This is a genomic window from Thermoanaerobacter sp. YS13, from assembly GCF_000806225.2.
Classification (GTDB): domain Bacteria; phylum Bacillota; class Thermoanaerobacteria; order Thermoanaerobacterales; family Thermoanaerobacteraceae; genus Thermoanaerobacter; species Thermoanaerobacter uzonensis.
Map to the genome: position 1 here is coordinate 193,902 of NZ_JOOI01000001.1, position 24,716 is coordinate 218,617.

Annotated in this window: 28 protein-coding genes, 1 tRNA gene and 1 riboswitch; of the genes, 28 read left to right on the plus strand and 1 reads right to left on the minus strand. The window is 34.5% G+C overall.

The genetic code is table 11. The features are described 5' to 3' along the window. The 3 genes from THYS13_RS00885 to typA all read left to right on the plus strand — a co-directional run bounded on the left by THYS13_RS00885 (position 1) and on the right by typA (position 3,333). A tRNA-Leu gene (locus THYS13_RS00885) sits at positions 1-85 on the plus strand. Positions 86-242: 157 nt separating this feature from the next. Next, positions 243-375: riboswitch (cyclic di-AMP (ydaO/yuaA leader) on the plus strand. 5 nt (positions 376-380) lie between these two features. Beyond that, positions 381-1,304, plus strand: a complete 924-nt coding sequence (locus THYS13_RS00890; protein ID WP_042832736.1) for a C40 family peptidase — start codon at positions 381-383, stop codon at positions 1,302-1,304. Between the two features lie 205 nt (positions 1,305-1,509). Next, on the plus strand, positions 1,510-3,333 hold the full coding sequence (gene typA / locus THYS13_RS00895; RefSeq protein ID WP_042832737.1) for a translational GTPase TypA: 1,824 nt from the start codon (positions 1,510-1,512) through the stop codon (positions 3,331-3,333). 19 nt (positions 3,334-3,352) lie between these two features. On the opposite strand, the gene THYS13_RS00900 is transcribed toward typA, so the two are convergent. Further along, positions 3,353-3,910 (minus strand): lytic transglycosylase domain-containing protein, encoded by a 558-nt coding sequence (locus tag THYS13_RS00900; RefSeq protein WP_042832738.1) that lies wholly within the window; start codon positions 3,908-3,910, stop codon positions 3,353-3,355. Between the two features lie 157 nt (positions 3,911-4,067). Between THYS13_RS00900 and THYS13_RS00905 the strand changes: the two genes are divergently transcribed. The 25 genes from THYS13_RS00905 to THYS13_RS01025 all read left to right on the plus strand — a co-directional run bounded on the left by THYS13_RS00905 (position 4,068) and on the right by THYS13_RS01025 (position 24,700). After that, positions 4,068-4,838, plus strand: coding sequence for a hypothetical protein (locus tag THYS13_RS00905; RefSeq protein WP_042832740.1), 771 nt, complete (start codon positions 4,068-4,070; stop codon positions 4,836-4,838). 14 nt (positions 4,839-4,852) lie between these two features. Further along, positions 4,853-5,221: a DRTGG domain-containing protein gene (locus THYS13_RS00910; protein ID WP_042832741.1), complete on the plus strand. Its 369-nt coding sequence runs from the start codon at positions 4,853-4,855 to the stop codon at positions 5,219-5,221. Then, complete coding sequence (locus tag THYS13_RS00915) at positions 5,178-5,627, plus strand: ATP-binding protein (protein ID WP_082990353.1); 450 nt, start codon at positions 5,178-5,180, stop codon at positions 5,625-5,627. Before THYS13_RS00910 ends, THYS13_RS00915 begins: the two co-directional genes overlap by 44 nt. Positions 5,628-5,635: 8 nt before the next feature. Then, positions 5,636-6,943, plus strand: coding sequence for a [Fe-Fe] hydrogenase large subunit C-terminal domain-containing protein (locus THYS13_RS00920; RefSeq protein ID WP_042832743.1), 1,308 nt, complete (start codon positions 5,636-5,638; stop codon positions 6,941-6,943). 6 nt (positions 6,944-6,949) lie between these two features. Next, positions 6,950-7,285 (plus strand): DRTGG domain-containing protein, encoded by a 336-nt coding sequence (locus THYS13_RS00925; RefSeq protein ID WP_042832744.1) that lies wholly within the window; start codon positions 6,950-6,952, stop codon positions 7,283-7,285. After that, positions 7,282-7,989, plus strand: a complete 708-nt coding sequence (locus THYS13_RS00930) for a PHP domain-containing protein (RefSeq protein ID WP_201035640.1) — start codon at positions 7,282-7,284, stop codon at positions 7,987-7,989. Before THYS13_RS00925 ends, THYS13_RS00930 begins: the two co-directional genes overlap by 4 nt. Positions 7,990-8,158: 169 nt before the next feature. Next, on the plus strand, positions 8,159-8,641 hold the full coding sequence (locus THYS13_RS00935) for an NAD(P)H-dependent oxidoreductase subunit E (RefSeq protein WP_042832746.1): 483 nt from the start codon (positions 8,159-8,161) through the stop codon (positions 8,639-8,641). Between the two features lie 13 nt (positions 8,642-8,654). After that, the gene (locus tag THYS13_RS00940) at positions 8,655-9,200 is read left to right on the plus strand and encodes an ATP-binding protein (protein ID WP_042832747.1); all 546 of its coding nucleotides are present in this window, start codon (positions 8,655-8,657) and stop codon (positions 9,198-9,200) included. A 2-nt stretch (positions 9,201-9,202) separates the two neighbouring features. Continuing rightward, complete coding sequence (locus tag THYS13_RS00945) at positions 9,203-9,568, plus strand: ferredoxin (RefSeq protein WP_042832748.1); 366 nt, start codon at positions 9,203-9,205, stop codon at positions 9,566-9,568. 15 nt (positions 9,569-9,583) lie between these two features. Beyond that, on the plus strand, positions 9,584-11,374 hold the full coding sequence (gene nuoF / locus THYS13_RS00950) for an NADH-quinone oxidoreductase subunit NuoF (RefSeq protein ID WP_042832750.1): 1,791 nt from the start codon (positions 9,584-9,586) through the stop codon (positions 11,372-11,374). Positions 11,375-11,394: 20 nt separating this feature from the next. Continuing rightward, a complete protein-coding gene (locus THYS13_RS00955; protein ID WP_042832751.1) occupies positions 11,395-13,140 on the plus strand; it encodes an NADH-dependent [FeFe] hydrogenase, group A6 in 1,746 nt (581 codons plus the stop codon). Between the two features lie 149 nt (positions 13,141-13,289). Beyond that, a complete protein-coding gene (locus THYS13_RS00960) occupies positions 13,290-13,538 on the plus strand; it encodes a DUF4321 domain-containing protein (RefSeq protein ID WP_042832752.1) in 249 nt (82 codons plus the stop codon). Positions 13,539-13,546: 8 nt separating this feature from the next. Next, positions 13,547-14,122 carry a nucleoside triphosphate pyrophosphatase gene (locus THYS13_RS00965; RefSeq protein ID WP_042832753.1) on the plus strand — a complete coding sequence of 192 codons (576 nt, stop codon included), beginning with the start codon at positions 13,547-13,549 and terminating at the stop codon, positions 14,120-14,122. 34 nt (positions 14,123-14,156) lie between these two features. Beyond that, a complete protein-coding gene (gene radC / locus THYS13_RS00970) occupies positions 14,157-14,837 on the plus strand; it encodes a DNA repair protein RadC (RefSeq protein WP_042832754.1) in 681 nt (226 codons plus the stop codon). 21 nt (positions 14,838-14,858) lie between these two features. Beyond that, entirely contained in the window at positions 14,859-15,878 is a 1,020-nt protein-coding gene (locus tag THYS13_RS00975) for a rod shape-determining protein (protein ID WP_042832755.1), read from the plus strand. Positions 15,879-15,892: 14 nt separating this feature from the next. Next, complete coding sequence (mreC, locus tag THYS13_RS00980) at positions 15,893-16,723, plus strand: rod shape-determining protein MreC (protein ID WP_042833901.1); 831 nt, start codon at positions 15,893-15,895, stop codon at positions 16,721-16,723. 6 nt (positions 16,724-16,729) lie between these two features. Next, positions 16,730-17,248, plus strand: a complete 519-nt coding sequence (gene mreD / locus THYS13_RS00985; protein WP_042832756.1) for a rod shape-determining protein MreD — start codon at positions 16,730-16,732, stop codon at positions 17,246-17,248. Further along, positions 17,245-19,563: a penicillin-binding protein 2 gene (locus THYS13_RS00990; protein WP_042832757.1), complete on the plus strand. Its 2,319-nt coding sequence runs from the start codon at positions 17,245-17,247 to the stop codon at positions 19,561-19,563. Before mreD ends, THYS13_RS00990 begins: the two co-directional genes overlap by 4 nt. Positions 19,564-19,667: 104 nt before the next feature. Continuing rightward, a complete protein-coding gene (gene minC / locus THYS13_RS00995; protein WP_042832758.1) occupies positions 19,668-20,312 on the plus strand; it encodes a septum site-determining protein MinC in 645 nt (214 codons plus the stop codon). Positions 20,313-20,352: 40 nt separating this feature from the next. Then, positions 20,353-21,147: a septum site-determining protein MinD gene (gene minD, locus THYS13_RS01000; protein WP_042832759.1), complete on the plus strand. Its 795-nt coding sequence runs from the start codon at positions 20,353-20,355 to the stop codon at positions 21,145-21,147. 21 nt (positions 21,148-21,168) lie between these two features. Next, positions 21,169-21,444: a cell division topological specificity factor MinE gene (gene minE / locus THYS13_RS01005; protein WP_029687851.1), complete on the plus strand. Its 276-nt coding sequence runs from the start codon at positions 21,169-21,171 to the stop codon at positions 21,442-21,444. Between the two features lie 87 nt (positions 21,445-21,531). Beyond that, positions 21,532-22,629, plus strand: coding sequence for a rod shape-determining protein RodA (gene rodA, locus THYS13_RS01010; RefSeq protein WP_042833902.1), 1,098 nt, complete (start codon positions 21,532-21,534; stop codon positions 22,627-22,629). 11 nt (positions 22,630-22,640) lie between these two features. Continuing rightward, positions 22,641-23,036, plus strand: coding sequence for a methylglyoxal synthase (gene mgsA, locus THYS13_RS01015; protein ID WP_042832760.1), 396 nt, complete (start codon positions 22,641-22,643; stop codon positions 23,034-23,036). Between the two features lie 63 nt (positions 23,037-23,099). After that, a complete protein-coding gene (locus tag THYS13_RS01020; protein WP_042832761.1) occupies positions 23,100-23,849 on the plus strand; it encodes a M23 family metallopeptidase in 750 nt (249 codons plus the stop codon). Further along, positions 23,846-24,700 carry a M50 family metallopeptidase gene (locus tag THYS13_RS01025; RefSeq protein ID WP_042832762.1) on the plus strand — a complete coding sequence of 285 codons (855 nt, stop codon included), beginning with the start codon at positions 23,846-23,848 and terminating at the stop codon, positions 24,698-24,700. Before THYS13_RS01020 ends, THYS13_RS01025 begins: the two co-directional genes overlap by 4 nt. The last annotated feature ends 16 nt before the right edge of the window (positions 24,701-24,716 follow it).

Here is a 24,716-nt window from a genome sequence, read left to right on the forward strand (position 1 = left end):
GCGGTGGTGGCGGAACTGGCAGACGCGTACGTTTGAGGGGCGTATGGGGTTTCCCGTGTGGGTTCAAGTCCCACCCTCCGCACCATAAAAAAGAAAGAGGCGGTAAGCCTTTTATTTTTTTGTCACACAAATTATTAATTTTTTATAAAATATATTAAAAAAAGATTAAAAAGTTTAAGAAAATGTAATGTAAACATTGACTTTGACTATGGAATATGATAAGATAAAATGGAAAGATAAAATATGCAATCTTGCCGAATCCGAAAGGTACGGAGGAACCGCTTTTTGGGGTTAATCTGTAGCTTTAAGCTGCAGTAGGGATACCTTCTGTCCCGCACCCGACAGCTAACTCCGGAGGCAATAAAGGAAGGAGATTTGCAGTGGATCAGCGAATAGGAAAGATGATTTTTGGAATTTCTGTGTTTGGCGCGACGCTGATAGGTAGTTCTTTTTTGAACCCAGCGTTTGCGGAAGGATTAGGAATTGGAAAGGTTACAGGCAATTATGTAAATGTGCGAACTCAAGGAAGCTTATCAGGAAATATTATTACTCGCTTAAATTGGAATGACACAGTGACTGTGTTAGATAAGCAAAACGGGTGGTACAAGATAAAGCTTTCTGATGGAAGAGAAGGATGGATTTTTGGTGAATATTTATCTGTAAGAAATCCTTCTAATGTCTCAAGAGGAGATTCGGAAAGATCAGCAAGTGTTGGTATAGTGACAGGTAGCTATGTTAATGTGAGAAGTGAAGCGGGTTTATCGGGTAGAATTATAACACAGCTTAATAAAAATACTACAGTGACTGTATTAGATAATCAAAATGGGTGGTACAAGATAAAGCTTTCTGATGGAAGAGAAGGATGGATTTACGGAGAATATTTAGCAGTAAGAAGCTCATCGAATGTTTCAAGAGGCGAAGTAGATAGAAGTTTGGCAGATAAGTTAATAGATTTTGCTAAATCTTTTGTTGGAACTCCTTATGTCTATGGAGGTTCAACTCCAAAAGGATTTGATTGTTCCGGCTTTGTTTACTATGTATTTAGGAATTTTGGTTTTGCTTTGCCAAGGACTGCAGATGAGCAAGCTACAGTAGGAGAAAAAGTTAGTTATGACAGTTTAGTTCCAGGAGATTTAGTGTTTTTTAAGACGCTGGGAAGCAGTGTTATAAATCATGTAGGAATATACATAGGCAATGGGGAATTTGTAAATAGTTCTTCGGGTAGGGGAATGGTGATGATAAGTCCCTTATATGAAGGGTATTATAGGGATCATTACGTTACTGCGAGACGTATTATAAAATAGGGTCAACTTTTAGTGTTGGCCCGGTGGAATATTTAAGGGACGATGCAAAGATTTTTTTAAAAATTTTATAATCTCATGGGATTTTGTAAGCAAACTGAGAGTGCTCGTAGAGAGTGCTCTTTTTTATATTGACTATTTTTATTCCTTGAGATATTATATAATACTGTATACGTGATATAGCCTATTTTATGGAAGGAGATACCTTATGAAATTTGTAAGAGAAGATGTAAGAAATATAGCCATTATTGCTCATGTTGATCATGGAAAAACTACTTTGGTTGATGCCATGCTTAAACAAAGCGGTATTTTTAGGGAAAATGAAAAAGTTGAGGAAAGAATCTTGGATTTTAATGATTTGGAAAGAGAAAGAGGCATAACAATTCTTGCTAAAAATACCGCTATACGATATAAAGATGTGAAAATAAATATAGTTGATACACCAGGACATGCAGATTTTAGCGGTGAAGTAGAGCGAGTATTAAAAATGGTAGATGGGGTACTTTTGCTGGTGGATTCTTTTGAAGGACCTATGCCGCAGACCCGTTTTGTGTTAAGTAAAGCCTTGGAACTGGATCTAAAACCTATAGTTGTTATAAATAAAATTGATAGACCTGATGCAAGACCGGAGGAGGTTATTGACGAAGTTTTAGATTTATTTATTGAATTAGGAGCAAATGATGACCAAATTGATTTCCCTGTTGTCTACACTTCTGCAAAAGAAGGTATAGCAAAATTAAGTTTAGAAGAAGAGTCTCATGACTTGAGACCTCTTTTTGATACGATTTTAGACTATATTCCTGCACCAATAGGAGATATTGAGGCACCATTGCAACTTATAGTGACTACTTTAGATTATGATGATTACATTGGGAGAATTGCCATTGGAAAAGTAGTTAGAGGAAAAATAATTTCAGGGGAAGAAGCGTCTATATGTAAAAGAGATGGGTCAATACAAAAAGTTCACATAAATAATCTATATCAGTTTGAAGGACTAAAAAGAGTGCAAGTAGAAGAAGCAAGCTTGGGAGATATTGTAGCGGTTTCTGGCATAAGCGATATTGAGATTGGAGAGACCATTTCAGATAAGGATAATCCTGAAGCGGTAGACTTTGTTCGAATAGAAGAGCCTACAGTTTCTATGACTTTTAGTGTAAATACCAGTCCTTTTGCTGGAACTGAGGGTAAATACGTTACTTCAAGACATTTAAGAGAAAGGCTTTTTAAAGAGCTAGAGACAAACGTCGCGTTACGAGTTGAAGAAACAGATTCTACTGATTCTTTTAAGGTGTCTGGAAGAGGAGAGCTGCATCTTTCTATTTTAATTGAGACTATGAGACGGGAAGGGTATGAATTGCAGGTTTCTAAACCTACAGTGATTTTTAAAGAAATAAATGGAGTAAAAATGGAACCTGTTGAACTTTTGACAATAGATATTCCTGAAGAATATATGGGAGTTGTAATGGAAAAATTAGGGCCGAGAAAAGCTGAATTGATGGATATGCACACATTAAAGCCAGGAACTATAAGGCTTAAGTTTAAAGTACCTACACGAGGCTTAATAGGGTATCGGTCTGAATTTTTAACAGATACAAAAGGAAATGGCATAATGACTTATGTCTTTTATGATTATGAACCTTACAAAGGAGACATTCCTTCTCGTACGAGAGGCGCTCTTATAGCTTTTGAGACTGGAGTTGCGACAACTTATGGCCTTTACAATGCTCAAGAGAGAGGGACACTTTTTATAGAGCCAGGTACAAAAGTGTATGAAGGGATGGTTGTGGGAGTTAATTCAAGAAGTGGAGATATTGATGTCAATGTATGTAAGAAAAAACATGTGACAAATTTAAGGTCTGCAACGGCGGATGAAGCTTTGAGGTTATCACCTGTAAAAAAGATGTCTTTAGAAGAAGCATTAGAATTTATAGATAATGATGAATTGGTTGAAGTTACTCCTCAAAGTATTAGAATACGAAAAAAGATTTTGGATTCTCAACAGAGATATAAAAGTGCAAAATATAACAAATAAAGGAGCTTTATGGCTCCTTCTATTTATATAATTCATTTAAAATTTTGCTTATATAATTTATAGTTTCTTGGTAAGGGGGAATACCCTGATATTTTTCTACTGATTGAGGACCAGCATTATAGGCAGCTAATGCTAATCTTATGTCATGGTAAGTGTCTAACAAATTTTTTAGGTATCTTACTCCTCCATCTATATTTTGAGAAGGGTCAAAAGGATTGGCTACATCCAGTTCTTTTACAGTTGAAGGCATAAGCTGCATAAGTCCCATTGCCCCTGCTGAAGAAACTGCGAATGGATTAAAATTAGATTCTGCTCTGATAACCGCTCTAATGAGATTTGCATCTACATTATATTTTTGACTGGCCTGTTGTATTAAATCGTTAATTTGCTGTAAATTTGTATTTTTTGATAGTGCATTATTACTTACATTTCCTGAATTGTATTGCTGATTTTCTATAGCATTATTTAAAACTTCAGCAAAAGGTTTATCAGTATTAAATATTTTTATATTAGCAGGTAGTCTGCTTTGAATTTCTCGAAATTTATTTTCAATTATTTGATTTATAATATCTGTCAATTCAATCCCTCCCATAATATATAATTCGACAAATTTCTTCTAAAACCTCTTTTAAAAGTGCAAATTAGTAAAAAAGTCCTATTAAAATTTTTAAAGGATTTTTTAAAGAAGTATAGTATAATATAAGTAAAGGTTTAGAATAAGGGTTGATAAAGAGATGAAAAACGAAAGAATGGTGGAGGTTTTAATTGTTGTATTAATAATTCCTCTAGTTTCTCTTTTAGCAGGTTATTTTATTTCAAAAGATATTGTAGAACCTAACATTTCAAAAACAAATGACAGTGATAATTTCAAAAAGATGGTTGTTAAAGGAATAGACCTGTTTGAAGTTGTTTTAGGTAGCTATTCAGATTTTGATACTGCAAAGTATCAGGATGATTTAATGAAGATGAAGGGAATTTATTCCTTTGTTAGTAAAGATGCTGACAAATATTTGTTAATAGGTGGGATATTTTTAGACAGAGAACAGTCTACTTTATTTTCATCCTACTTAAAATCGCAAGGTATTTACAGTGAAGTATATGTGAAAAAAGGGCCTTCTATAAAAATTGTATATGACAAGAAATTAACATCAGAAATGGATGTTTTTATAAATAAATTACAAGATTTTCAACAAATTCTTAATTATATGTCAGCTCTTTCTTACAAAGCTTCTAATGACAAATTACAAAAACAAGAATTAGAGGACTTAAAGAGAAGAGTAGATAGATTTAAAACTGACAAAGAGAATTTTGAAAAAGAAGAAGTGACAATACTAATACAAAAGACTATAGATATTGTTGATAAAATAACAAATGATATTAAAAAAATTGAAATATCGGCTGCTTTAGAAGATGGGAATACCTTTAGTTTATTACAAGAAAGTTTATGGCAATCTTGCGAAGAATATAATACCTTTTTAAAGACAATTGTTACGCAAAACCAATAACGAGGTGTTAAGGTATGAAATTAAAAGAGGTAAAAGAAATTTTAAATGCAGAAGTTATGGTAGGGGAAGAAAAATTAGAAGAAGAAGTATTTACTGCTTGTGGAGCAGACTTGATGAGTGATGTTTTGGCATCACGTGACGAAAAGGCTGTGCTTTTGACAGGACTTACCAATGTGCAGGTTATAAGGACTGCAGAGGTAGTAGGAGATATTAAATGTATAGTGTTTGTAAGAGGTAAGAATCCGGGAGAGGACATATTGGAACTTGCTAAAAAAGCAGGACTTGTGATAATGAAAACAAAACATCCTCTTTATATAGCTTGTGGCCTTTTGTATTCTAATGGGCTTACTTGTAGAAGTGGTGAAGGAAATGGTACTTTATAGTTTAGATTTTGATGTTAAAGCGAGAGATTTTGATTCTGCCGGAGAGGTTTCCAGCAATTTGAGATCAGTATTAAAACAGCTTTCATTAAATCCAGATGTTGTAAGGAGAAGTTGCATAGCTTGTTATGAAGCAGAGATGAATATAATAATTCATTCTTATGGAGGTCACATGAAAATAGAAATTTTTGGCGATAAAATACGCATAACTGCAGAAGACACAGGTCCAGGAATAGAAGACATTGAACTTGCCATGAAAGAAGGATATTCTACTGCTCCTGAAGAAATAAGGGAAATGGGATTTGGAGCCGGCATGGGGCTTCCTAATATGAAGGAAAATTCGGATTTCATGGAGATAAAAAGCAGTAAAGATGGAACAACTGTGGTGATGGAAATTTTATTTAAGTAGGTGATAAAATGTCATATTTTCACTCTGTGACATTAGATAAGGATAGATGTAGAGGGTGTACTAATTGCATAAAAAGATGTCCTACAGAGGCAATAAGGGTAAGAGATGGGAAAGCAATGATTATAAATGAAAGGTGTATAGATTGTGGTGAGTGTATACGTGTGTGCCCATATCATGCTAAATTGGCGGTAACTGATAGTTTGGATATGATGAAAAATTTTAAGTACAAGATCGCGCTTCCTGCTCCTTCTTTATATGGACAATTTAGGGATTTGACTATTAATCAAGTATTGAGTGCATTACTGGATATAGGATTTGATGAGGTTTTTGAAGTAGCATATGCTGCTGAAATTGTTTCTAAATTTACGCGGGAAGCATTGGCAAAAGGAAATTTAAAAAAGCCAGTTATATCTTCTGCGTGTCCTGCTGTTGTGCGACTCGTACAAATTAGATTTCCCTCTTTAATTGATAATTTATTGGATATATGTTCTCCTATGGATACTGCAGCAATATTAGCCAAAAAGGAAGCAATTAAAAAGACGGGACTGAAGGAAGAGGAAATAGGAGTTTTTTTCATTTCTCCCTGTGCTGCAAAAGTAACAAGTGTGAAAAATCCTATTGGTATAGAAAAATCTAAAATTGATGGGGTTTTTTCTATGAAAGAAATATATGGCCTAATTATTCAAAAAGCTAAGATTGCTGTGGTTAGAGATTTAAGCAAAGCTTCGATGATAGGGGTTGGCTGGGCAAACTCTGGTGGAGAGGCTTTTGGTACTTTTGCAGAAAATAGTATTTATGTAGACGGGATACACAATGTTGTGGATGTTTTAGAAGAGATTGAATTAGGAAAATTGAATGATTTAGACTTTTTTGAAGGGCTTGCATGTATTGGTGGATGTATTGGTGGACCTTTGACTGTTGAAAATAATTTTGTGGCTAAAAACAGAATAAGGAAACTAACAGAACAACTTCATAAAAGAGAAGAACCTTTGTTTGATGAGAAAGAGATTGTTTTTGAAGAGGTGAAATGGAAAAAGAAAATAGAAAAAAGCGAAGTTATGAAGCTAGACAAAGACATTTCTAAGGCACTTGAAATGATGAAACAAATAGACACACAATACAAAGCATTACCAGGACTTGACTGTGGTTCTTGTGGTTCACCTACTTGTAGGGCATTGGCAGAAGATATAGTGAAAGGCTTTGCTACTGAGTATGATTGCATTTTTATATTAAAAGACAAAATAAAAAATTTGGCTCAAGAATTAAATGATCTGGCAGGTAAAATTCCTCCAGTTTTAAGCGAAGGAAAGGAGTGAAATGTTATGAGGATAAAAGTAGTGGAGCTTGTTGAGAAAGGATTTAGATTAGTTGCGGGTGACAACGGAATTGACAAAGAAATTGAAGGGGTGTATATATGTGACCTTTTAAGTTGGGTTATGGCCCATGCAAAAGCAAAGAGCGCCTGGATAACAATTCAAACTCATGTAAATATCGTAGCAGTAGCTTTGTTGGCCGAAATAAGTTGTATAATAATTCCTGAAGATGCGAAATTAGATGAAGAAACTAAGAAAAAGGCTGATGAGGAGGGTATCCCTATATTAAGTTTTACAGGAACTTCTTATGAGGCAGCAATAACTTTGTACGAGATGATGAAGTGATGCTTTACTATGATTTGCACATTCATACAGCCTTATCTCCTTGTGCTTCTGATGATATGACTCCTAACAATATTGTCAATATGGCTGTCATAAAAGGACTTGATGTAATAGCTATAACAGATCATAACAGTGCAAAAAATGTGAAAGCTGTGTATAATCTTGGATTAAAAAAAGGCTTGATAGTAGTTCCTGGTATAGAGGTACAGACAAGAGAAGAGGTTCACGTACTTTGTTATTTTTATTCAGTAGATGAATGTGTAAAATTTAGTGAAATTATTAACAAAAACTTGATAAAAATTAAAAATCAAAAAACAACCTTTGGGAATCAATTTGTTATGGATGAAGAAGATAATATTATAGAAGAAGTAGATTACTCATTGTTAATTTCAACAAATTTGAATATTAATGAAGTTTTTGAGTACATGGATGGCAAGGGAGTGGCAGTCCCTGCCCATGTGGATCGGTCTTCCTATAGTATTGTATCAAATCTCGGATTTATTCCTAATATTAAAAATTTAACAACAATTGAGATATCAAAAGGTATTGTGACAGAAAATTTTTTACTTTCATATCCTGAATATAGAAAATATAAAATTATAAGGTCGTCAGATTCTCATTATTTAGGAGATATTTCTGAAAGAGAGGAATTCTTACTATGTAAATCAGAATTAAAAAGTATTGTAGACTGGCTGAGCAGTTGTTGATTTTTTTGTAATCCTACTAAATTAGTTGGGATTATCAGAAAATAAAAATTTTTTTATAAAAACTTGTTAAAAATTTAATAAACTTATGATATAATATTAACGAATAATGAACAAAAAGTTTATATAAGATGTGGGATATGAAATTTTTAATTCACAAGGAGGGAAATAAATGGAGACCTTATGCCAAAAATTCGGTGAAGAGAAAGTAGAGAGGTTTAAAAAGGCTTTAGAGCAATTAAAAAATGTCCCTGGCTCTTTGATTGCAATTATGAATGAGGCTCAGGAAATTTTTGGATATCTTCCTATTGAAGTTCAACTTTATATTTCAAAAGAAATGAATGTGCCTTTGACAGAAATATTTGGAATAGCTACTTTTTATTCAAGGTTTACCTTGAAGCCTTCGGGTAAATACAAGATCAATTTGTGTATGGGAACAGCTTGTTATGTAAGAGGAGCTGCAATGGTATTGGAAAAAATAAAAGAGAAATTGGGAATTCAAGTAGGCGAAACAACTCCAGACGGGAAATTTTCTTTAGAACCTACTAGATGCCTTGGAGCTTGCGGATTGGCTCCTGTTATGATGATAAATGGTGAAGTTTTTGGAAGATTAACTCCTGATGATGTGGATGAAATATTAAGTAAATTTGAGTAAGAGTTTGATTGTTATGAAAGAATTAGCTCTTTATATATTAGATTTGTCACAAAATAGCATAAGAGCGGGAGCAAAAAATATTTATATTGAAATAAATATAGATACTTCAAAAGATATGCTTAAAGTATCTATAGAGGATGATGGATGTGGAATGAATGAAAAATTTCTAAAAAAAGTCACAGACCCTTTTATAACCACAAGAAAGGAAAGAAAAGTAGGACTTGGAATTCCGCTCTTTAAGGAGCTTGTCCAGCTGTGTGGAGGAAACTTTGAGATTTTTTCTGAAGAAGGAAAAGGAACAAAAATAATAGGCACTTTTAAACTTTCCAGTGTAGACCTTGTTCCAATAGGAGATATGGCATCAACAATTGTGTCACTGATATTATCTGCACCAGAAGTGGATATTGTATACAAATATAACAAGGATAACTACGAATTCTTATTTGACACTAAAGAACTCAAAAAAATACTAAAGGAAGTCAATATAAATGACATCAAAGTATTAAACTGGATAAAGGAATATGTAAAAGAGAATATGAAAGGTGATATGGAGGTGTAATAATGAAATCTATAGAAGAATTAGAAAAAATCAGGAAAGAGACATTAGAAAAAATAAATTTGAGAAAAGATAGGTCAGGCATAAGGATTGCAGTTGGAATGGCCACTTGTGGTATTGCAGCAGGAGCAAGACCTGTCATGATGGCAATATTAGATGAGCTCAGTAAAAGAAATGTGAATGATGTAATTGTCACAGAGACTGGTTGTATAGGTATGTGTAAACTAGAACCTATTGTAGATGTTTATGTTCCGGGACAAGAAAAAGTAACCTACGTAAAGGTTGATGAGAAAAAGGCAAGACAAATAGTTGTTGAACATGTTATAAATGGTCATCCAATCATAGAATGGACTATTGAAAATTACGAATAGAGGAGGGGAAATAGCATGCTTTATAGGTCACACGTAATGGTATGTGGTGGTACCGGATGTACATCTTCAGATTCTGATAAAGTAGCAGAGCGTTTTACAGAGGAAATAAAAAAGGCTGGTCTAGATAAAGAAGTATTAGTTGTTAGGACAGGATGTTTTGGTCTTTGCGAATTGGGACCAGTTGTTGTAGTGTATCCTGAAGGAGTTTTTTATAGCAGAGTTAAACCTGACTATGTTCCTGAAATTGTAGAGGAGCACTTGCTAAAAGGAAGACCTGTTAAGAAATATCTCTATGGAGAAAGCGTAACGGAAAAAGCTATAAAGCCATTGGAAGAGACCTCTTTCTTTAGAAAGCAAAAGAGAATTGCTCTTAGAAATTGTGGTATTATCAACCCTGAAGATATAAGAGAAGCAATTGCTTTTGATGGATATAAAGCGTTGGCAAAGGTTCTTACTCAAATGACACCAAAAGAGGTTATCGAAGAAGTCAAAAAATCCGGATTGAGGGGTAGAGGTGGCGGTGGATTCCCAACAGGTGTAAAATGGGAATTTGCTTACAACCAAAAAGAAACTCCTAAGTATGTAGTCTGCAACGCCGATGAAGGAGACCCTGGTGCTTTTATGGATAGAAGCATATTGGAGGGAGACCCTCACAGTGTTTTAGAGGCGATGGCAATAGCAGGATACGCAATTGGAGCAAACCATGGATATATTTATGTAAGAGCGGAATATCCTTTGGCAGTAAAAAGGCTTAAAATTGCTATTGAACAGGCTAGAGAATATGGCCTTTTAGGAAAAGACATATTTGGTACAGGTTTTGATTTTGACATTGAGATAAGATTAGGAGCTGGTGCCTTTGTCTGTGGAGAAGAGACTGCACTTTTAAATTCAGTAATGGGAAGAAGAGGAGAACCAAGACCAAGACCGCCATTTCCTGCTGTAAAAGGTGTATGGAATAAACCAACGATTATAAATAATGTAGAGACATTTGCTAATATTCCACCGATTATCTTAAATGGTGCTGAGTGGTTTTCAAGCATAGGTACAGAAAAATCGAAGGGAACAAAAGTTTTTGCCTTAACTGGTAAAGTAAACAACACAGGTCTTATTGAAGTTCCAATGGGAACTACTTTAAGAGAAATTATATACGAAATAGGCGGAGGAATACCCAACGGAAAGAAATTTAAAGCTGCTCAAACTGGAGGACCGTCGGGTGGATGTATCCCTGCAGAGCATTTAGATACACCAATAGATTATGATTCTTTAATAAATATAGGATCTATGATGGGATCAGGTGGACTTGTTGTAATGGATGAAGATACCTGTATGGTTAATGTTGCAAAGTTCTTCCTTGAATTTACAGTTGATGAGTCTTGTGGTAAATGTGCACCTTGCAGGATTGGTACAAGAAGGATGCTGGAGATTTTAGAAAAGATAACTTCTGGTAAAGGTGAAGAAGGAGACATTGAAAAATTAGAGGAACTTGCTAAAACTATTAAAGCTACAGCTTTATGTGGACTTGGACAGACAGCGCCAAATCCGGTTTTGTCTACAATTAGATATTTCAGAGATGAATATGAGGCGCATATAAAAGAAAAAAGATGCCCTGCTGGTGTATGCCAAGCCCTCTTAAGATTTTATATTGACCCAGATAAGTGTAAAGGCTGTGGAATTTGTGCTAAAAATTGTCCTGTCAATGCGATTTCCGGAAAACCAAGAGAGCCTTATGTAATTGACCAAGACAAATGTATCAAGTGCGGTACATGTATTGTAAAATGTCCATTTGGCGCGATATACAAAAAATAATTAAGGAAGGAGTGTAAAAGATGGACAAAGTTCGTGTTACGATAGACGGCATCACTGTAGAAGTACCTTCCCATTACACGGTATTGGAAGCAGCAAAAGAAGCAGGCATAGATATCCCTACCCTGTGTTACCTCAAGGGAATTAACCAAATTGGCGCTTGTCGTATATGTGTAGTTGAAATAGAAGGAGTTAGAAATTTACAAACCTCCTGCACTTATCCGGTATTTGATGGTATGAAAGTGTATACAAATACACCTAAAGTTAGAGAAGCGCGGAAATTAAATCTTGAGCTTATACTTTCAAATCATGATAGAAGTTGTTTGACTTGTATTAGAAATACTAACTGTGAGCTTCAATCATTGTCTAAAAAATTAGGAGTAGATGAAATAAGGTTTGAAGGGGAAAATATAAAGTATTCTATAGATAATGCTTCTCCTTCTGTTGTAAGAGACCCAAATAAGTGTGTGCTTTGTAGAAGATGTGTAGCAGTATGTTCAGAAGTCCAAAACGTATTTGCGATTGGAATGGTAAACAGAGGATTTAAAACAATGGTAGCACCTTCTTTTGGCAGAAGTTTAAAAGATTCTCCTTGTATAAGTTGTGGACAGTGTATTGAGGTATGCCCTGTTGGAGCTATATATGAAAAAGATCACACAAATAGAGTTTATGAGGCTTTAGCTGATGAGAAAAAGTATGTAGTAGCTCAAACAGCTCCAGCTGTAAGAGTAGCATTAGGTGAAGAGTTTGGTATGCCTATAGGAAGCATCGTTACAGGGAAAATGGTAGCAGCTTTGAGAAGAATGGGTTTTGATGCAGTATTTGATACGGATTTTGCAGCAGACTTGACTATAATGGAGGAAGGTTCGGAACTTCTTGAAAGGCTTAAAAATGGCGGAAAACTTCCTATGATAACTTCCTGTAGCCCTGGTTGGATAGCTTTCTGTGAAAAATATTATCCAGAATTTATAGATAATCTTTCAACTTGTAAGTCTCCTCATATGATGATGGGGGCATTAGTAAAGAGTTATTACGCAGAAAAGAAAGGGCTAAATCCTGAGGATATATATGTAGTATCTATTATGCCATGTACTGCTAAAAAACTAGAGATTGACAGACCAGAAATGCAGCATAATGGCATAAAAGATGTGGATGCTGTTCTTACCACAAGAGAATTAGCGAGAATAATAAAAGAAATGGGCATTGACTTTGTAAATCTTCCTGATGAAGAATATGACGAGCCTCTTGGAATGTCCACTGGCGCTGGAGTGATATTCGGAGCTACAGGTGGAGTTATGGAGGCAGCTTTAAGGACAGTTGCGGATATTGTAGAAGGGAAAGATTTAGATAAATTTGATTATGAAGAAGTGAGAGGGTTAGAAGGGGTAAGAGAGGCTACTATAAAAATAGATGGTATGGATATAAAGGTTGCCATAGCAAATGGAACAGGAAATGCAAAGAAACTTCTTGACAAAGTAAAAACTGGTGAAGTAGAGTACCACTTCATAGAGGTAATGGGCTGCCCAGGAGGATGTATAATGGGAGGCGGTCAGCCGATTCACAATCCAAATGAAATGGAAAAAGTAAAAGAATTAAGAGCAAAAGCCATTTACGAAGCAGATAAAAACTTGCCTATCAGAAAATCTCACAAAAATCCTGCAATACAAAGACTCTATGAGGAATTTTTGGGCAGTCCTTTAAGCGAAAAGTCTCATCACTTGCTCCACACTCATTATTCCAAGAAGGAGCTGTATCCTCTAGTAAAATAAATTTAATTAACAGTAAAGCTTCCAATACCTTATTGGGAGCTTTACCATTTTTTTATTTTAAAGTTACTTATAGAAATGTATATAATTTGTGATATAATAAAAAGGAATGGTAGTTTATAAGGTCACTACAACTTAAGGAGTGAAAAAAATTGAGAAGAGGTAGAAGCCCGTGGACGTTGGTATTTTTACTCGGTGTTGGACTAATTTTAGGAGGATTTTTAGGAGATTTGCTTGCACATTTTTTTAAAGAATTGGCTTATCATCAAATAATAGGTATGAACAATCCCCTTACTTTGGATCTGAATTTTATTAAATTTTCCTTTCTGCTGTCTGTTAAGGTAAACGTAGGGACGGTAGTAGGATTAATTCTTGCAATATACGCTTATTACAAAATGTAGGTGATAAAATGAAAATTGTTCTCGCTTCTAAATCGCCAAGAAGAAGAGAGCTACTTTCAAATTTAGGACTTGACTTTCAAGTGATTGAAAGTAATGTGGAGGAGTTTTCAAGTGAGAAGCATCCTTCAAAATATGTTATGGATTTATCTTTTAATAAAGCCATGTTGGTTGCTAAAAAATTAAAGGAAGAAGCTATAGTAATTGGTGCTGATACTGTTGTGGTAATTGAAGATAAGGTCTTAGGAAAACCAAAGGATAGAGATGAAGCCTATATCATGCTTAAAAACTTGCAAGGAAGAGTTCATACAGTATATACAGGAATTACTATCGTCAGGACTAAAGATTTTAAATGTGTAAGCGACTTTGAAGAGACAAAAGTTTGGATTAAAAAATTAGAAGATGAAGAAATTTTTAATTATATCGATACTGGCGAAGGTTATGATAAAGCTGGAGCATATGCTATACAAGGATTTGGTGCTCTTATTGTTGAAAAGATTGAAGGAGATTATTTTAATGTGGTAGGTCTTCCGATTTCAAAGCTTTTTGATATTTTAAAAAGAGAGTTTGATGTGAGGTTACTTTGAAAGGGTGAAGGGATTGGGCAAGGATGCAAAAATCATGATAAAAGACTTGCCTTATGAGGAAAGACCCAGAGAAAGACTTATAAAACATGGAGCTCAAGTATTGTCAAATGCCGAGTTGATAGCTATAATAATAGGGACAGGAAGTAAAAGAGAAAGTGCCATTACTTTAGCGCAAAGGCTTATAATGGAAGATAGAGGGCTTAAATTCATTATAGATTCAAGTGTAGAAAAACTTGCTGGTATAAAAGGAATTGGTGTAGCTAAGGCAGTAAAGCTAAAAGCTGCAGTAGAATTAGGACGTAGAATGATGTTATCTACGGGAAGTGATAGTTTTACAATAACATCGCCAGAAGATGTCATAAATTTGATGATGGATGAAATGAGGTATTTGACGAAAGAGCATTTTAAAGTGATAATGCTTAATGTAAAGAATAAAGTTATTGCGATAGAGACTATTTCTATAGGAAGTCTAAATACTTCCATTGTGCATCCTAGAGAAGTATTTAAGGCCGCAATTGAAAGGTCATCTTCCTCTATAATTTTAGTTCACAATCACCCTAGTGGAGACCCTACTCCTAGCAGAGAAGACATCGAAGTGACAAAAAGGTTAGTACAAGGAGGAAATATACTGGGTATAAAAGTTTTAGATCATGTTATAATTGGAGATGGGAGAGGTATAAGTCTTAAAGAAAAAGGGTATTATGAGTTTGAATAAAATAGGAAGGAGTATACGCGAATGAGAGGATTTTCCAAAGATATTGGGATTGATTTAGGTACAGCTACAACTTTGGTGTATGTACAAGGTAAAGGAATTGTATTAAGAGAACCTTCAGTAGTAGCTATAAGGACAGATTCCAAGGCAATTCTTGCAGTTGGAGAAGAAGCAAAAAAAATGGTAGGTAGAACCCCTGGAAACATAATTGCTATAAGGCCTATGAGGGATGGCGTAATAGCCGATTTTGATATAACTAAGGCTATGTTGGACCATTTTATAAGTAAAGTTAATCCAAGAAAGGGATTATTTAGGCCTAGAGTTATAGTTGGTATACCCTCGGGGGTTACGGAAGTAGAAAAAAGAGCAGTTATTGAAGCAGCTTTACAAGCAGGGGCGAAAGAAGCTCATACAGTAGAGGAGCCTATGGCTGCAGCAATTGGTGCAGGTCTTCCTGTTGAAGAACCAACTGGTAGCATGGTTGTAGACATAGGTGGTGGTACCACAGATGTGGCTGTAATTTCTCTTGGAGGAATTGTTACCAGCAAGTCTTTGAGAGTTGGCGGAGATGAAATGGATGAAGCTATAATCAATTATATAAAAAGAGAATATAACCTCATGATAGGAGAAAGGACTGCAGAAGAGATAAAGATACAAATTGGTTCAGCTTTTCCAAAGCCCAAAGAGGAAACTATGGACATAAGAGGAAGAGATTTAGTATCTGGACTTCCTAAAACTTTAAAGATTACTTCGACTGAGATTTTAGAAGCTTTAAAAGATCCAATATCCAGCATAATTGAAGCTATAAAGATGACTCTTGAAAAGACTCCACCAGAGCTTGCAGCAGATATTATGGACAGAGGAATTATGTTAACAGGCGGTGGTGCTCTTTTGAGCGGCATAGACAAGCTCATAAGAGAGGAAACAGGAATGCCTGTACAAATAGCTGATCAGCCAACAGATTGTGTGGCACTTGGTGCAGGGAAAATTTTAGAGGAAAGTTCCCTCTTTAGGAGAGTTTTAAGTCCGGCAAGTAGAGTTTGAGAGGTGTTATTGGCGTGCCACGTTTTTTTAGAAATAGGCAATTGATTTTGCTTTTTTTGATAGCCGTGGCGCTTATTGCCGCCATGGCTTATACTTATGATACAGAGAGGTATGATACTAAAGTAGAATCTATAATTGGAAACGTTTTTGTTCCTCTTCAAAAGGTTTTTTATCAAATGGGAGAGGGAATTTCTAATTTTTTTTCTTCAATTAGTGAGATAGGTACTTTAAGGGCGACAAATGAAAAACTTCAAAAAGAAGTAGAAAAACTGAGAAAAGAAAATATAAAGTTACAGGAATTAATGAACGAAAATAAAAGACTAAAAGAAGCTTTAAATTTTAAAACAGAAAATGTTGAACTAGATTTAAAACTTGCTACTATAACAGGAAAGAATCCAGGAAATTGGTTTAAAACTTTTACTATTGATAAAGGCAAAAATGAGGGTGTCAAACCTGGCATGGCAGTTTTAGACGAAAAAGGAAATATGGTGGGACAGATTACAGAAGTAGGAGACAATTGGGCAAAGGTATTAGCCATTATAGATAGAAATAGTTCTGTAAGCGCTGTAGCTGTACGAACTCGTGATAATGGTGTAGTAAGAGGAGATTCAAACGGTGGACTAATCATGATTTATCTTCCTTTAGATGCTGAATTGATAGAAGGTGACGTAGTAACTACTTCTGGTATGAGCAGATTCCCAAAAGGTTTGATAATAGGAAAAGTATCAAAAGTTACTCGAGACCCGGGTTCTTTGTTGAAACAAGCTGTCATAAAACCAGCAGCTGATTTTGAAAGATTGGAGTATGTTTTTGTAGTTACTAATACAACAAATACAGGGAAGTAGATTATTATGAGAAAAGCGTATAAGTATTTATTGATTGTTTTGTTAATTATTTTACAATCAACTTTATTCAGATTTATAGATATTTTTGGTGTTAAACCAGATGCAGTTTTTATTGTAGTGTTAAGTTTTTCACTTTTAAACGGCTCTTGGGAAGCAATTTATTTAAGCCTTCTTGGTGGGCTTATTCAAGATATTCTTTTTAATAATGCTTTAGGGGTTACTACTTTTCCCTTGCTTATTGTTAGCTACATTACAGGACTTTTAAGCAAAAGTGTTTTTAAAGAAAGTTCTTTTGTGGCTTTTGTGTTTGTTTTTTTAGGAACCCTTCTTTATAACCTTGTAACGATGTTTTCAATGGTTTTGATGAAATATGAGTTTAATTTTTTATCAGATTTTATGAATATTGCAATGATACAAGCGGTTTATAATTCTATAATTACTGTTTTTGCTTATAGGTATTTAGTTTCATTTAATAGATATGTTAATGAAAATAAAGTAAATTTTTTTAGAAAAAGTAAATATTGAAGGTGATATCTTTGAATGAGAGCCTTAAAAAAAAGTTTTATACCTTTGGAGCCATTATCATTGCACTTCTTGTTGTTTTAGTTTCACGTTTAGTTTATTTACAGCTGATAAAAGGCGACTATTATAGAGATATATCAATGCGGCAAGCAATTAGACTTATACCTATCGATGCTCCTCGTGGAGAAATTGTTGATAGATATGGAATAAAATTAGCCACAAACAGACCAAGCTTTTCTGTAAATATTATAAAAGGAGAAGTGGTTGATAGTCACCTTAACGAGACTATATTGAAATTAATGGATATTTTAACAAAAAATAATGTAAAATATAAAGACGATTTGCCTATCTATTTAGATGAAAATGGAAACCCTTATTTCAATTTTAAAAATTCAGATGAACTATCAGTAAAAGAAGAAACTTTGAAAGCTCGAGAAAAGGCGTGGAAAAAAGCTAATAACATACCAGAAAATGCTACTGCTAAAGAAACCTGGGATATTTTAATAAAAAAATTTAAAATACCTAAGGATATGGATCCAATAGAAGCAAGGAAAATAATGGTTGTACGTCAATTAATGGAAGAACAAGGATATAATCAATATCAACCAGTAGAAATAGCTGTGGATATAGACCAAAAAACGATTGCTGAAATTGAGGAAAGACATTTAGAATTACCAGGAATTATGATAAATGTAAAACCTGTGAGATATTATCCTTATGGAACTCTATTATCCCAAACATTAGGTTATATTGGTCGAATTACCCAAGAAGATTTAAAAAATTTAGATATGACTAAATATAAGCTTACAGATTTGGTTGGACATTCCGGACTAGAAGCATTATATGAAAAGTATTTAAAAGGAAAAGATGGTGGTCAACAAGTTGTAGTAGATAATTATGGAAGATTAATAAAAAATTTAGGGACAGAACCACCTGTACCAGGGGACAAAATATTTTTAACTATTGATAAGAACATTCAAGAGGCAGCAGAACAATCTCTTCTCACAACTATGCAAAATATAAGAGAGGGTAAATATGGGAAAAAGTATCCAAATGCTAATATTGGAGCTGCAGTAGTTGTAGATATTCATACAGGGAAGATTTTGGCATTAGCCAGTGTTCCTGGTTTTGATCCAAATATTTTTGCTACAGGGAATCCTCCTGCCAGTATTGTAAAGGAACTTTTTAAAGCCAGAAATGCAACAGTTGAACCTAGCCCTGTTTTCAATTATGCGACACAAGGAGCAGTACCTCCAGGTTCAACATTTAAAATGGTAGTAGCTTTAGCAGCTTTGGAAAGTGGTGTTACAACAGTAGATGAGAAATATTTAGATCCTGGCATTTATCCTTATACAAAACAGACTAACTGGCTATGGAATGAATATCATCGGACACAAGGCTGGGTAAATGTATCAGACGCAATTAAATATTCAGTTGACACATATTTTTATGAAATGGGAAGAAGAATGGGAATAGATAAAATAATAGAATATGCTAAAAAATTTGGATTAGATGAGAGAACAGGAATTGAAATATATGAGACAAAGGGCATAATTGCAAGCCCTCAATATAAAAGAGAGTATTATCTTGGGCTTATAAAATCAATGGTAAAAACAGATACAAATCCAGATGGAGTGATAACAGAGGGACAATATCAAAAGATTGTAAAAATCATTGATTCGGGAAATTTAAGTGACTATAATACCTTTTTGCAATTGGGAAAAATGGGCATAGAAGATCCCAGGCTTCAAAGAAAATTATGGGAACTGATGTATTATGCAAAACACTGGAGTCTAACGGATACATGCAGTGCTGCAATAGGTCAAGGTGATAATCAGTTTACTCCCTTAGAAATTGCAAGTTATATATCTACTTTGGTGAATGGCGGTACTAGATATAAACTTCATCTGGTGGACAAAATTATGACTGCTGATGGTAAAATTGCTGAGGAAACAAAACCACAAGTTTTAGATAGAATCGATATTCCAGAAAAATATCTTAATGCAATAAAGTTAGGAATGAGGGGAGTAACCGAAAGAGGGGGAACTGCAAGCGCTGCTTTTAATGGATTCCCTATCACTGTAGGGGGAAAAACTGGAACGGCAGAAGTAGGTATTAAAGGAAGAGATAACTATGCATGGTTTGTAGGTTTTGCGCCTTATGACAAACCACAGATTGCCGTTGTTGCTGTCATATATCAAGGTGGGGCTGGTTCTTATGCGGCTTATGTAGCGAGAGATATTTTCGATGCATATTTTGGCTTGAGTAAAGACAGTTCAAGTGAGACTTTTAAGGTGATAAATTCCCCACTAAGATAATGTAATTTGGAGGATGTTTTATCCTCTTTTTTCTTATAATTAAGAAGGAAAATTGCGATTTGTGGAGAATATAGATAATAACGAGGGTTTTACGGAGGTAGATTATGATAAAAGAAGCGATAAAAATTCAGGGGACAAAAGAAGGACTGGTAATTGTATTAGAAGAGGATGTAGATATTGAAACACTAAAAGAGAAAATAGTGAATAGAATTGAGAAATCTCTTAAGTTTTTTGAGGGTGCGACTCTTACTGTGAGAGTAAAAAGTTTAAGTGTCAAAGAAGAGAAATTACAAGAATTAAAAGATTTTATTTTTGAAAAATACGGTATTGAGGTGCGGGTGAAAAATTTTCAAGAAAAGCATATAAAAAATGTGACAGATGACGAAATATTTAATGGGTTAGAAGAGGGGATAACAAAATTTCATAAAGGGACTGTTAGGTCTGGACAAGTTGTAAAATACCATGGTAATCTTGTAATAATTGGGGATGTGAATCCTGGAGGATTAGTACAAGCTGCCGGTAATATAGTTGTTATGGGGACGTTAAGGGGGATAGCTCATGCGGGATTTACTGGCAATAAAGAGGCTGTAATCGTAGCTTCTTCCCTAAGAGCAATGCAGCTTAGAATAGCTAATATCATTTCTAGGGCTCCAGATAAAGATGATGCCAGTGATTATCCCGAAATTGCAGTTGTTAAAAAAGGTAAAATTATTATAAAACCACTTTACCATCTCAATGATTTATGGTAAAATATTCTAAAAAATAATATTAATGGAATGGAGTGGTATGATGAGCGAAGCAATAGTTATAACTTCTGGGAAAGGTGGAGTTGGGAAAACTACTTCTACCGCAAATATTGGTACATATCTTGCTATGAAAGGTTATAAAGTTGCTTTAGTCGATACTGATATAGGCTTAAGAAATCTTGATGTAGTGATGGGATTGGAAAATAGAATTGTGTATGATATTGTTGATGTAGTAGAGGGGCAGTGCAGATTAAAGCAAGCTTTGATAAAGGACAAAAGGTTTGATGGTTTATATCTTTTACCTGCCGCTCAAACAAGAGATAAATCTGCTGTTACTCCAGAGCAAATGCAGAAATTAATAGGAGATTTGAAAGAGGAATTTGACTATATATTAGTAGATTGTCCTGCAGGTATTGAACAAGGATTTAAAAATGCAATTGCAGGTGCTGATAGAGCAATTGTCATAACTACTCCAGAAGTTTCAGCGGTTAGAGATGCTGATAGGATTATAGGACTTTTGGAGGCGGCGGAACTTCACAATCCTATGTTAGTTATAAACAGGATTAAAATGGATATGGTCAAAAGAGGAGATATGATGGACATTGAAGATATTATAGATATTTTAGCTATTGACCTTTTAGGTGTCATTCCTGATGATGAAAATATAATTATTTCTTCCAATAAAGGTGAACCGATTGTTATGGATGAGAGGTCATTAGCAGGACAAGCCTATAGAAACTTGGTGGAAAGACTTTTAGGGAATAATGTGCCTTTAATTAACCTTGATATAGGAAATGGATTTATGGATAGACTCAAAAAGCTTTTTAAACTGGCTTAGCGCTTTTAGGAGGTGTGATTTGTGGATTTATTTAAATCTTTTGGAGGGAAAAACAACAGTAAAGATATAGCAAAAGAGAGGTTACAACTTTTATTGGTCCATGATAGGGCGGATGTTTCTCCTAAATTTTTGGAAATGATAAAAGAAGACATATTAAACGTTATTTCTAATTACGTGGATATTGATGAAGCAGGACTAAATGTAGAAATTACAAAAGAAAAAAGAAGTGATAATACCTATATACCTGCTCTTCATGCAAATATTCCTATAAAGAAAATGAAACAGGTGATAAGATAACTGGCCGTGGGCCAGTTTTTTTATATAGTGAAAATCTCTTTTATATGGTATAATACAAATTGGATTGCTGAAAAAGAGGGGATTAAAGTGTTTGATAAAAAACTTTTAAAAAACTTTGACTGGGGATTGTTAATTGTTGTACTTTTAATATGTGTGTATAGTGTTATTGTCGTGACAAGCGCCTCCCACACATTTCAAACAGGCTCTTACAAAAAAGTTATCATCCAAACTATAGCAATTTTAGTGGGACTTATTTCTATCCTCCTAATATGTCTTTTTGATTATAATATTCTTGCTAAGTTTTCTACTTTTATATATATTCTCAACCTTTTTGGTCTTGTGCTAGTTTTAGCGATAGGAAAGATAAGTAATGGTGCACAAAGCTGGATAAGTTTAGGACCTGTGGATATTCAACCTTCTGAATTTTCTAAGTTAGCATTAGTGCTAACTTTATCAAATATGTTTAGCAAGACGGAAGAAATAAAAACTTTTAAAGAACTTTTGTGGCCAATGGTTTATGTAGGAATTCCTTTTGTTGCAGTGATGCTGCAGCCAGATTTAGGGACAGGGCTTGTATTTATTGCAATTTTTTTAGCTATAATATATATCTCGGGGATAAGGACAAAGGTATTAGCACAGCTTTTTGCTTTAGGGATTGCCCTGCTGCCTATTGGGTACAAACTATTAAAACCTTACCAGAGAAATAGACTTTTATCCTTTTTAAATCCGGAACTGGACCCGATGGGAACAGGTTACCATGTGATTCAGTCTAAAATTGCTATCGGTTCAGGAATGTTTTGGGGGAAGGGGCTTTTTCATGGCAGCCAAACTCAGCTCTATTATCTTCCAGAAGCCTGGACAGACTTTATTTTTTCTGTTGTAGGGGAAGAATTAGGTTTTATAGGGGCATCTATACTAATAGTTCTCTATGCCATTATGTTGTATAAAGCTTGGAAGATTGCTTATAATGCTAAGGACAAATATGGAAGGCTGGTGGCCGTAGGAATTATTGCTATGTTTACATTTCACCTATTTGAAAATATAGGGATGACTATTGGAATAATGCCAATCACAGGTATTCCTCTTCCATTTATGAGTTATGGTGGAAGTGCAATGGTGGTAGATTTAATGGCTATAGGACTTTTAGAAAATATAAGCATGAGAAGGCAAAAGATAAACTTTTAGGGGGAATTTCCATGAATATAGCTTTGATAGCCCATGACCAAAAAAAAGAACTTATGGTGAATTTCGCAATTGCTTATAAGCATATCTTTGAAAAATGCAATATATACGCAACAGGCCATACAGGACAACTTATCAAAGATGCGACAGGCCTAAATGTAAATTGCCTTTTACCCGGCCCTCTTGGTGGAGACCAACAGATTGGTGCAATGATTGCTGAAAACAAGATTGATATGGTGATTTTTTTAAGAGACCCACTTACGGCTCAACCCCATGAACCAGATATTTTGGCTCTGCTTAGAGTTTGTGATGTGCATTCTATTCCATTGGCGACTAATATCGCTACTGCAGAAGTTTTATTGAAAGGGATGGAGCAAGGACTTTTAGAGTGGAGAGAAATAGTAGAATAAAAATAATTTATCATAATAATGCCTCCTTAAAAATAAAATGTAACATAGAAGGAGGCATATATCATGAAATACCAACGAATTCCTTATTATTTTCCCAAAAAATTTAACACTTACAAAAAGTATGCAGAGCTATTTGAAAATCAATTAATTATTTCATTAGTTTTATTAGGAATGATTTTGCTTTTTAAATCAGTTGACGTGCCTATAGCCAACTCTTTTATAAATGCTACTAAAAGTGTGCTAAGTTATAATATGAATTACGAAAACACAAAGAAAGGATTAAAATTAGTTCAAAGTAAGATTCCTTGGCTCAAAGAGAGTGTGATAAAAGTTTTTTCTCCCACTGAGGAAAAAACTTCAGAAAATAAAACTTCTTCTGATGTTTCTCAGGCTTTTATCAAAATGATTGCGCCTGTTACTGGGAAGGTAACCTCTGGCTTTGGAATGAGGGTTGATCCAATTACAAATCAATTGACAAATCATACGGGTATTGATATAGATGTTCCTATTGGAACAGAAGTGAAAGCAGCATTAGATGGGGTAGTAATGTTAGTGGAGGAGCAAAACCAGGATTTCGGGAAAGTCATAGTTTTAAGGCATGCTAATGATGTAAGGACTGTCTATGCTCATTTATCAGAAATTTTAGTGAAAGAAGGAGACCAAGTAAAACAAGGGGATGTAATTGGAAAGACAGGCGATACTGGAAAAACAACTGCTCCTCACTTGCATTTTGAAGTTTGGGAAAATGGCAAGCCAGTAGACCCCTTGACAAAGGTTGTTATAGGGGATGCTGCCAGTGAAGGCGCAAAATGAAATTTAGAGGGCTCGAAGTAAAAATACATTTTTCTACTTTTGTGTTTGCATTACTTTTACTTGCAACGGGATTTATAAAAGAATTAATTGCTATTTTTGCTACAGTTTTTGTTCACGAATGTGGACACATTTATATTGCCAAGAAACTGAAAATAGAGGTGCTACAAGTCAATATCTATCCTTTTGGAGGAATTGCTCTTTTGGACAGCATAGTGTTTATAAGACCAGACTTAGAAGTATTAGTTGCACTAGCAGGACCTATGTCCAATATTTTTTTTGCTTTTTTTGGAGAATTCATTTCACAAGTTTTACAAATAGATATGGATTATTTTATAAAAGCTAATATTGCAATGGCTTTTTTTAATTTACTGCCAGGGCTTCCTTTGGATGGAGGACGGGTTTTAAAAAGTGTTTTGTCGTATTTTATTAGCCTAAGAAGTGCTGTTGCGACTGCTGTTTTTTCTTCCTATGCTATTTCTCTCGTTATGTTATATTTTGTTCTAAAAGGCATATTCAATTGGAAGCTAAATGTTGTTTATGCTTTTTTATCGGTGTTACTAGTAGTAGCGGCAAATAAAGAGAAAAAGGCATCAGCTTTTTTGCAAATGAGAGATCTTTTTAGAAAAAAAACAGAGTTCTATAAAAAAGGATTGATGGGGGTACATCATATAGCAGTATTAGAAAAGGAGACAATTGCAAATGTTATAAAAAGTTTTATACCTGCTAAATACCATGTTATAATAATATTAGACGACAAATTTAGGGAAAAATATAGAATAACCGAGACTCAGCTTTTTGAATATGCGGTAGAACATGGATTGTATTTACCAATTGGTGAGATTATAAAATGACTATGGAGGAAGGAAG

Coding starts and splice junctions, on each gene's coding strand:
- typA (WP_042832737.1), top strand. CDS start 1,510: ATGAAATTTGTAAGAGAAGATGTAAGAAATATAGCCATTATTGCTCAT.
- THYS13_RS00905 (WP_042832740.1), top strand. CDS start 4,068: ATGAAAAACGAAAGAATGGTGGAGGTTTTAATTGTTGTATTAATAATT.
- THYS13_RS00910 (WP_042832741.1), top strand. CDS start 4,853: ATGAAATTAAAAGAGGTAAAAGAAATTTTAAATGCAGAAGTTATGGTA.
- THYS13_RS00915 (WP_082990353.1), top strand. CDS start 5,178: ATGGGCTTACTTGTAGAAGTGGTGAAGGAAATGGTACTTTATAGTTTA.
- THYS13_RS00920 (WP_042832743.1), top strand. CDS start 5,636: ATGTCATATTTTCACTCTGTGACATTAGATAAGGATAGATGTAGAGGG.
- THYS13_RS00925 (WP_042832744.1), top strand. CDS start 6,950: ATGAGGATAAAAGTAGTGGAGCTTGTTGAGAAAGGATTTAGATTAGTT.
- THYS13_RS00935 (WP_042832746.1), top strand. CDS start 8,159: ATGGAGACCTTATGCCAAAAATTCGGTGAAGAGAAAGTAGAGAGGTTT.
- THYS13_RS00940 (WP_042832747.1), top strand. CDS start 8,655: ATGAAAGAATTAGCTCTTTATATATTAGATTTGTCACAAAATAGCATA.
- THYS13_RS00945 (WP_042832748.1), top strand. CDS start 9,203: ATGAAATCTATAGAAGAATTAGAAAAAATCAGGAAAGAGACATTAGAA.
- nuoF (WP_042832750.1), top strand. CDS start 9,584: ATGCTTTATAGGTCACACGTAATGGTATGTGGTGGTACCGGATGTACA.
- THYS13_RS00955 (WP_042832751.1), top strand. CDS start 11,395: ATGGACAAAGTTCGTGTTACGATAGACGGCATCACTGTAGAAGTACCT.
- THYS13_RS00965 (WP_042832753.1), top strand. CDS start 13,547: ATGAAAATTGTTCTCGCTTCTAAATCGCCAAGAAGAAGAGAGCTACTT.
- radC (WP_042832754.1), top strand. CDS start 14,157: ATGATAAAAGACTTGCCTTATGAGGAAAGACCCAGAGAAAGACTTATA.
- THYS13_RS00975 (WP_042832755.1), top strand. CDS start 14,859: ATGAGAGGATTTTCCAAAGATATTGGGATTGATTTAGGTACAGCTACA.
- mreD (WP_042832756.1), top strand. CDS start 16,730: ATGAGAAAAGCGTATAAGTATTTATTGATTGTTTTGTTAATTATTTTA.
- minC (WP_042832758.1), top strand. CDS start 19,668: ATGATAAAAGAAGCGATAAAAATTCAGGGGACAAAAGAAGGACTGGTA.
- minD (WP_042832759.1), top strand. CDS start 20,353: ATGAGCGAAGCAATAGTTATAACTTCTGGGAAAGGTGGAGTTGGGAAA.
- mgsA (WP_042832760.1), top strand. CDS start 22,641: ATGAATATAGCTTTGATAGCCCATGACCAAAAAAAAGAACTTATGGTG.
- THYS13_RS01020 (WP_042832761.1), top strand. CDS start 23,100: ATGAAATACCAACGAATTCCTTATTATTTTCCCAAAAAATTTAACACT.
- THYS13_RS01025 (WP_042832762.1), top strand. CDS start 23,846: ATGAAATTTAGAGGGCTCGAAGTAAAAATACATTTTTCTACTTTTGTG.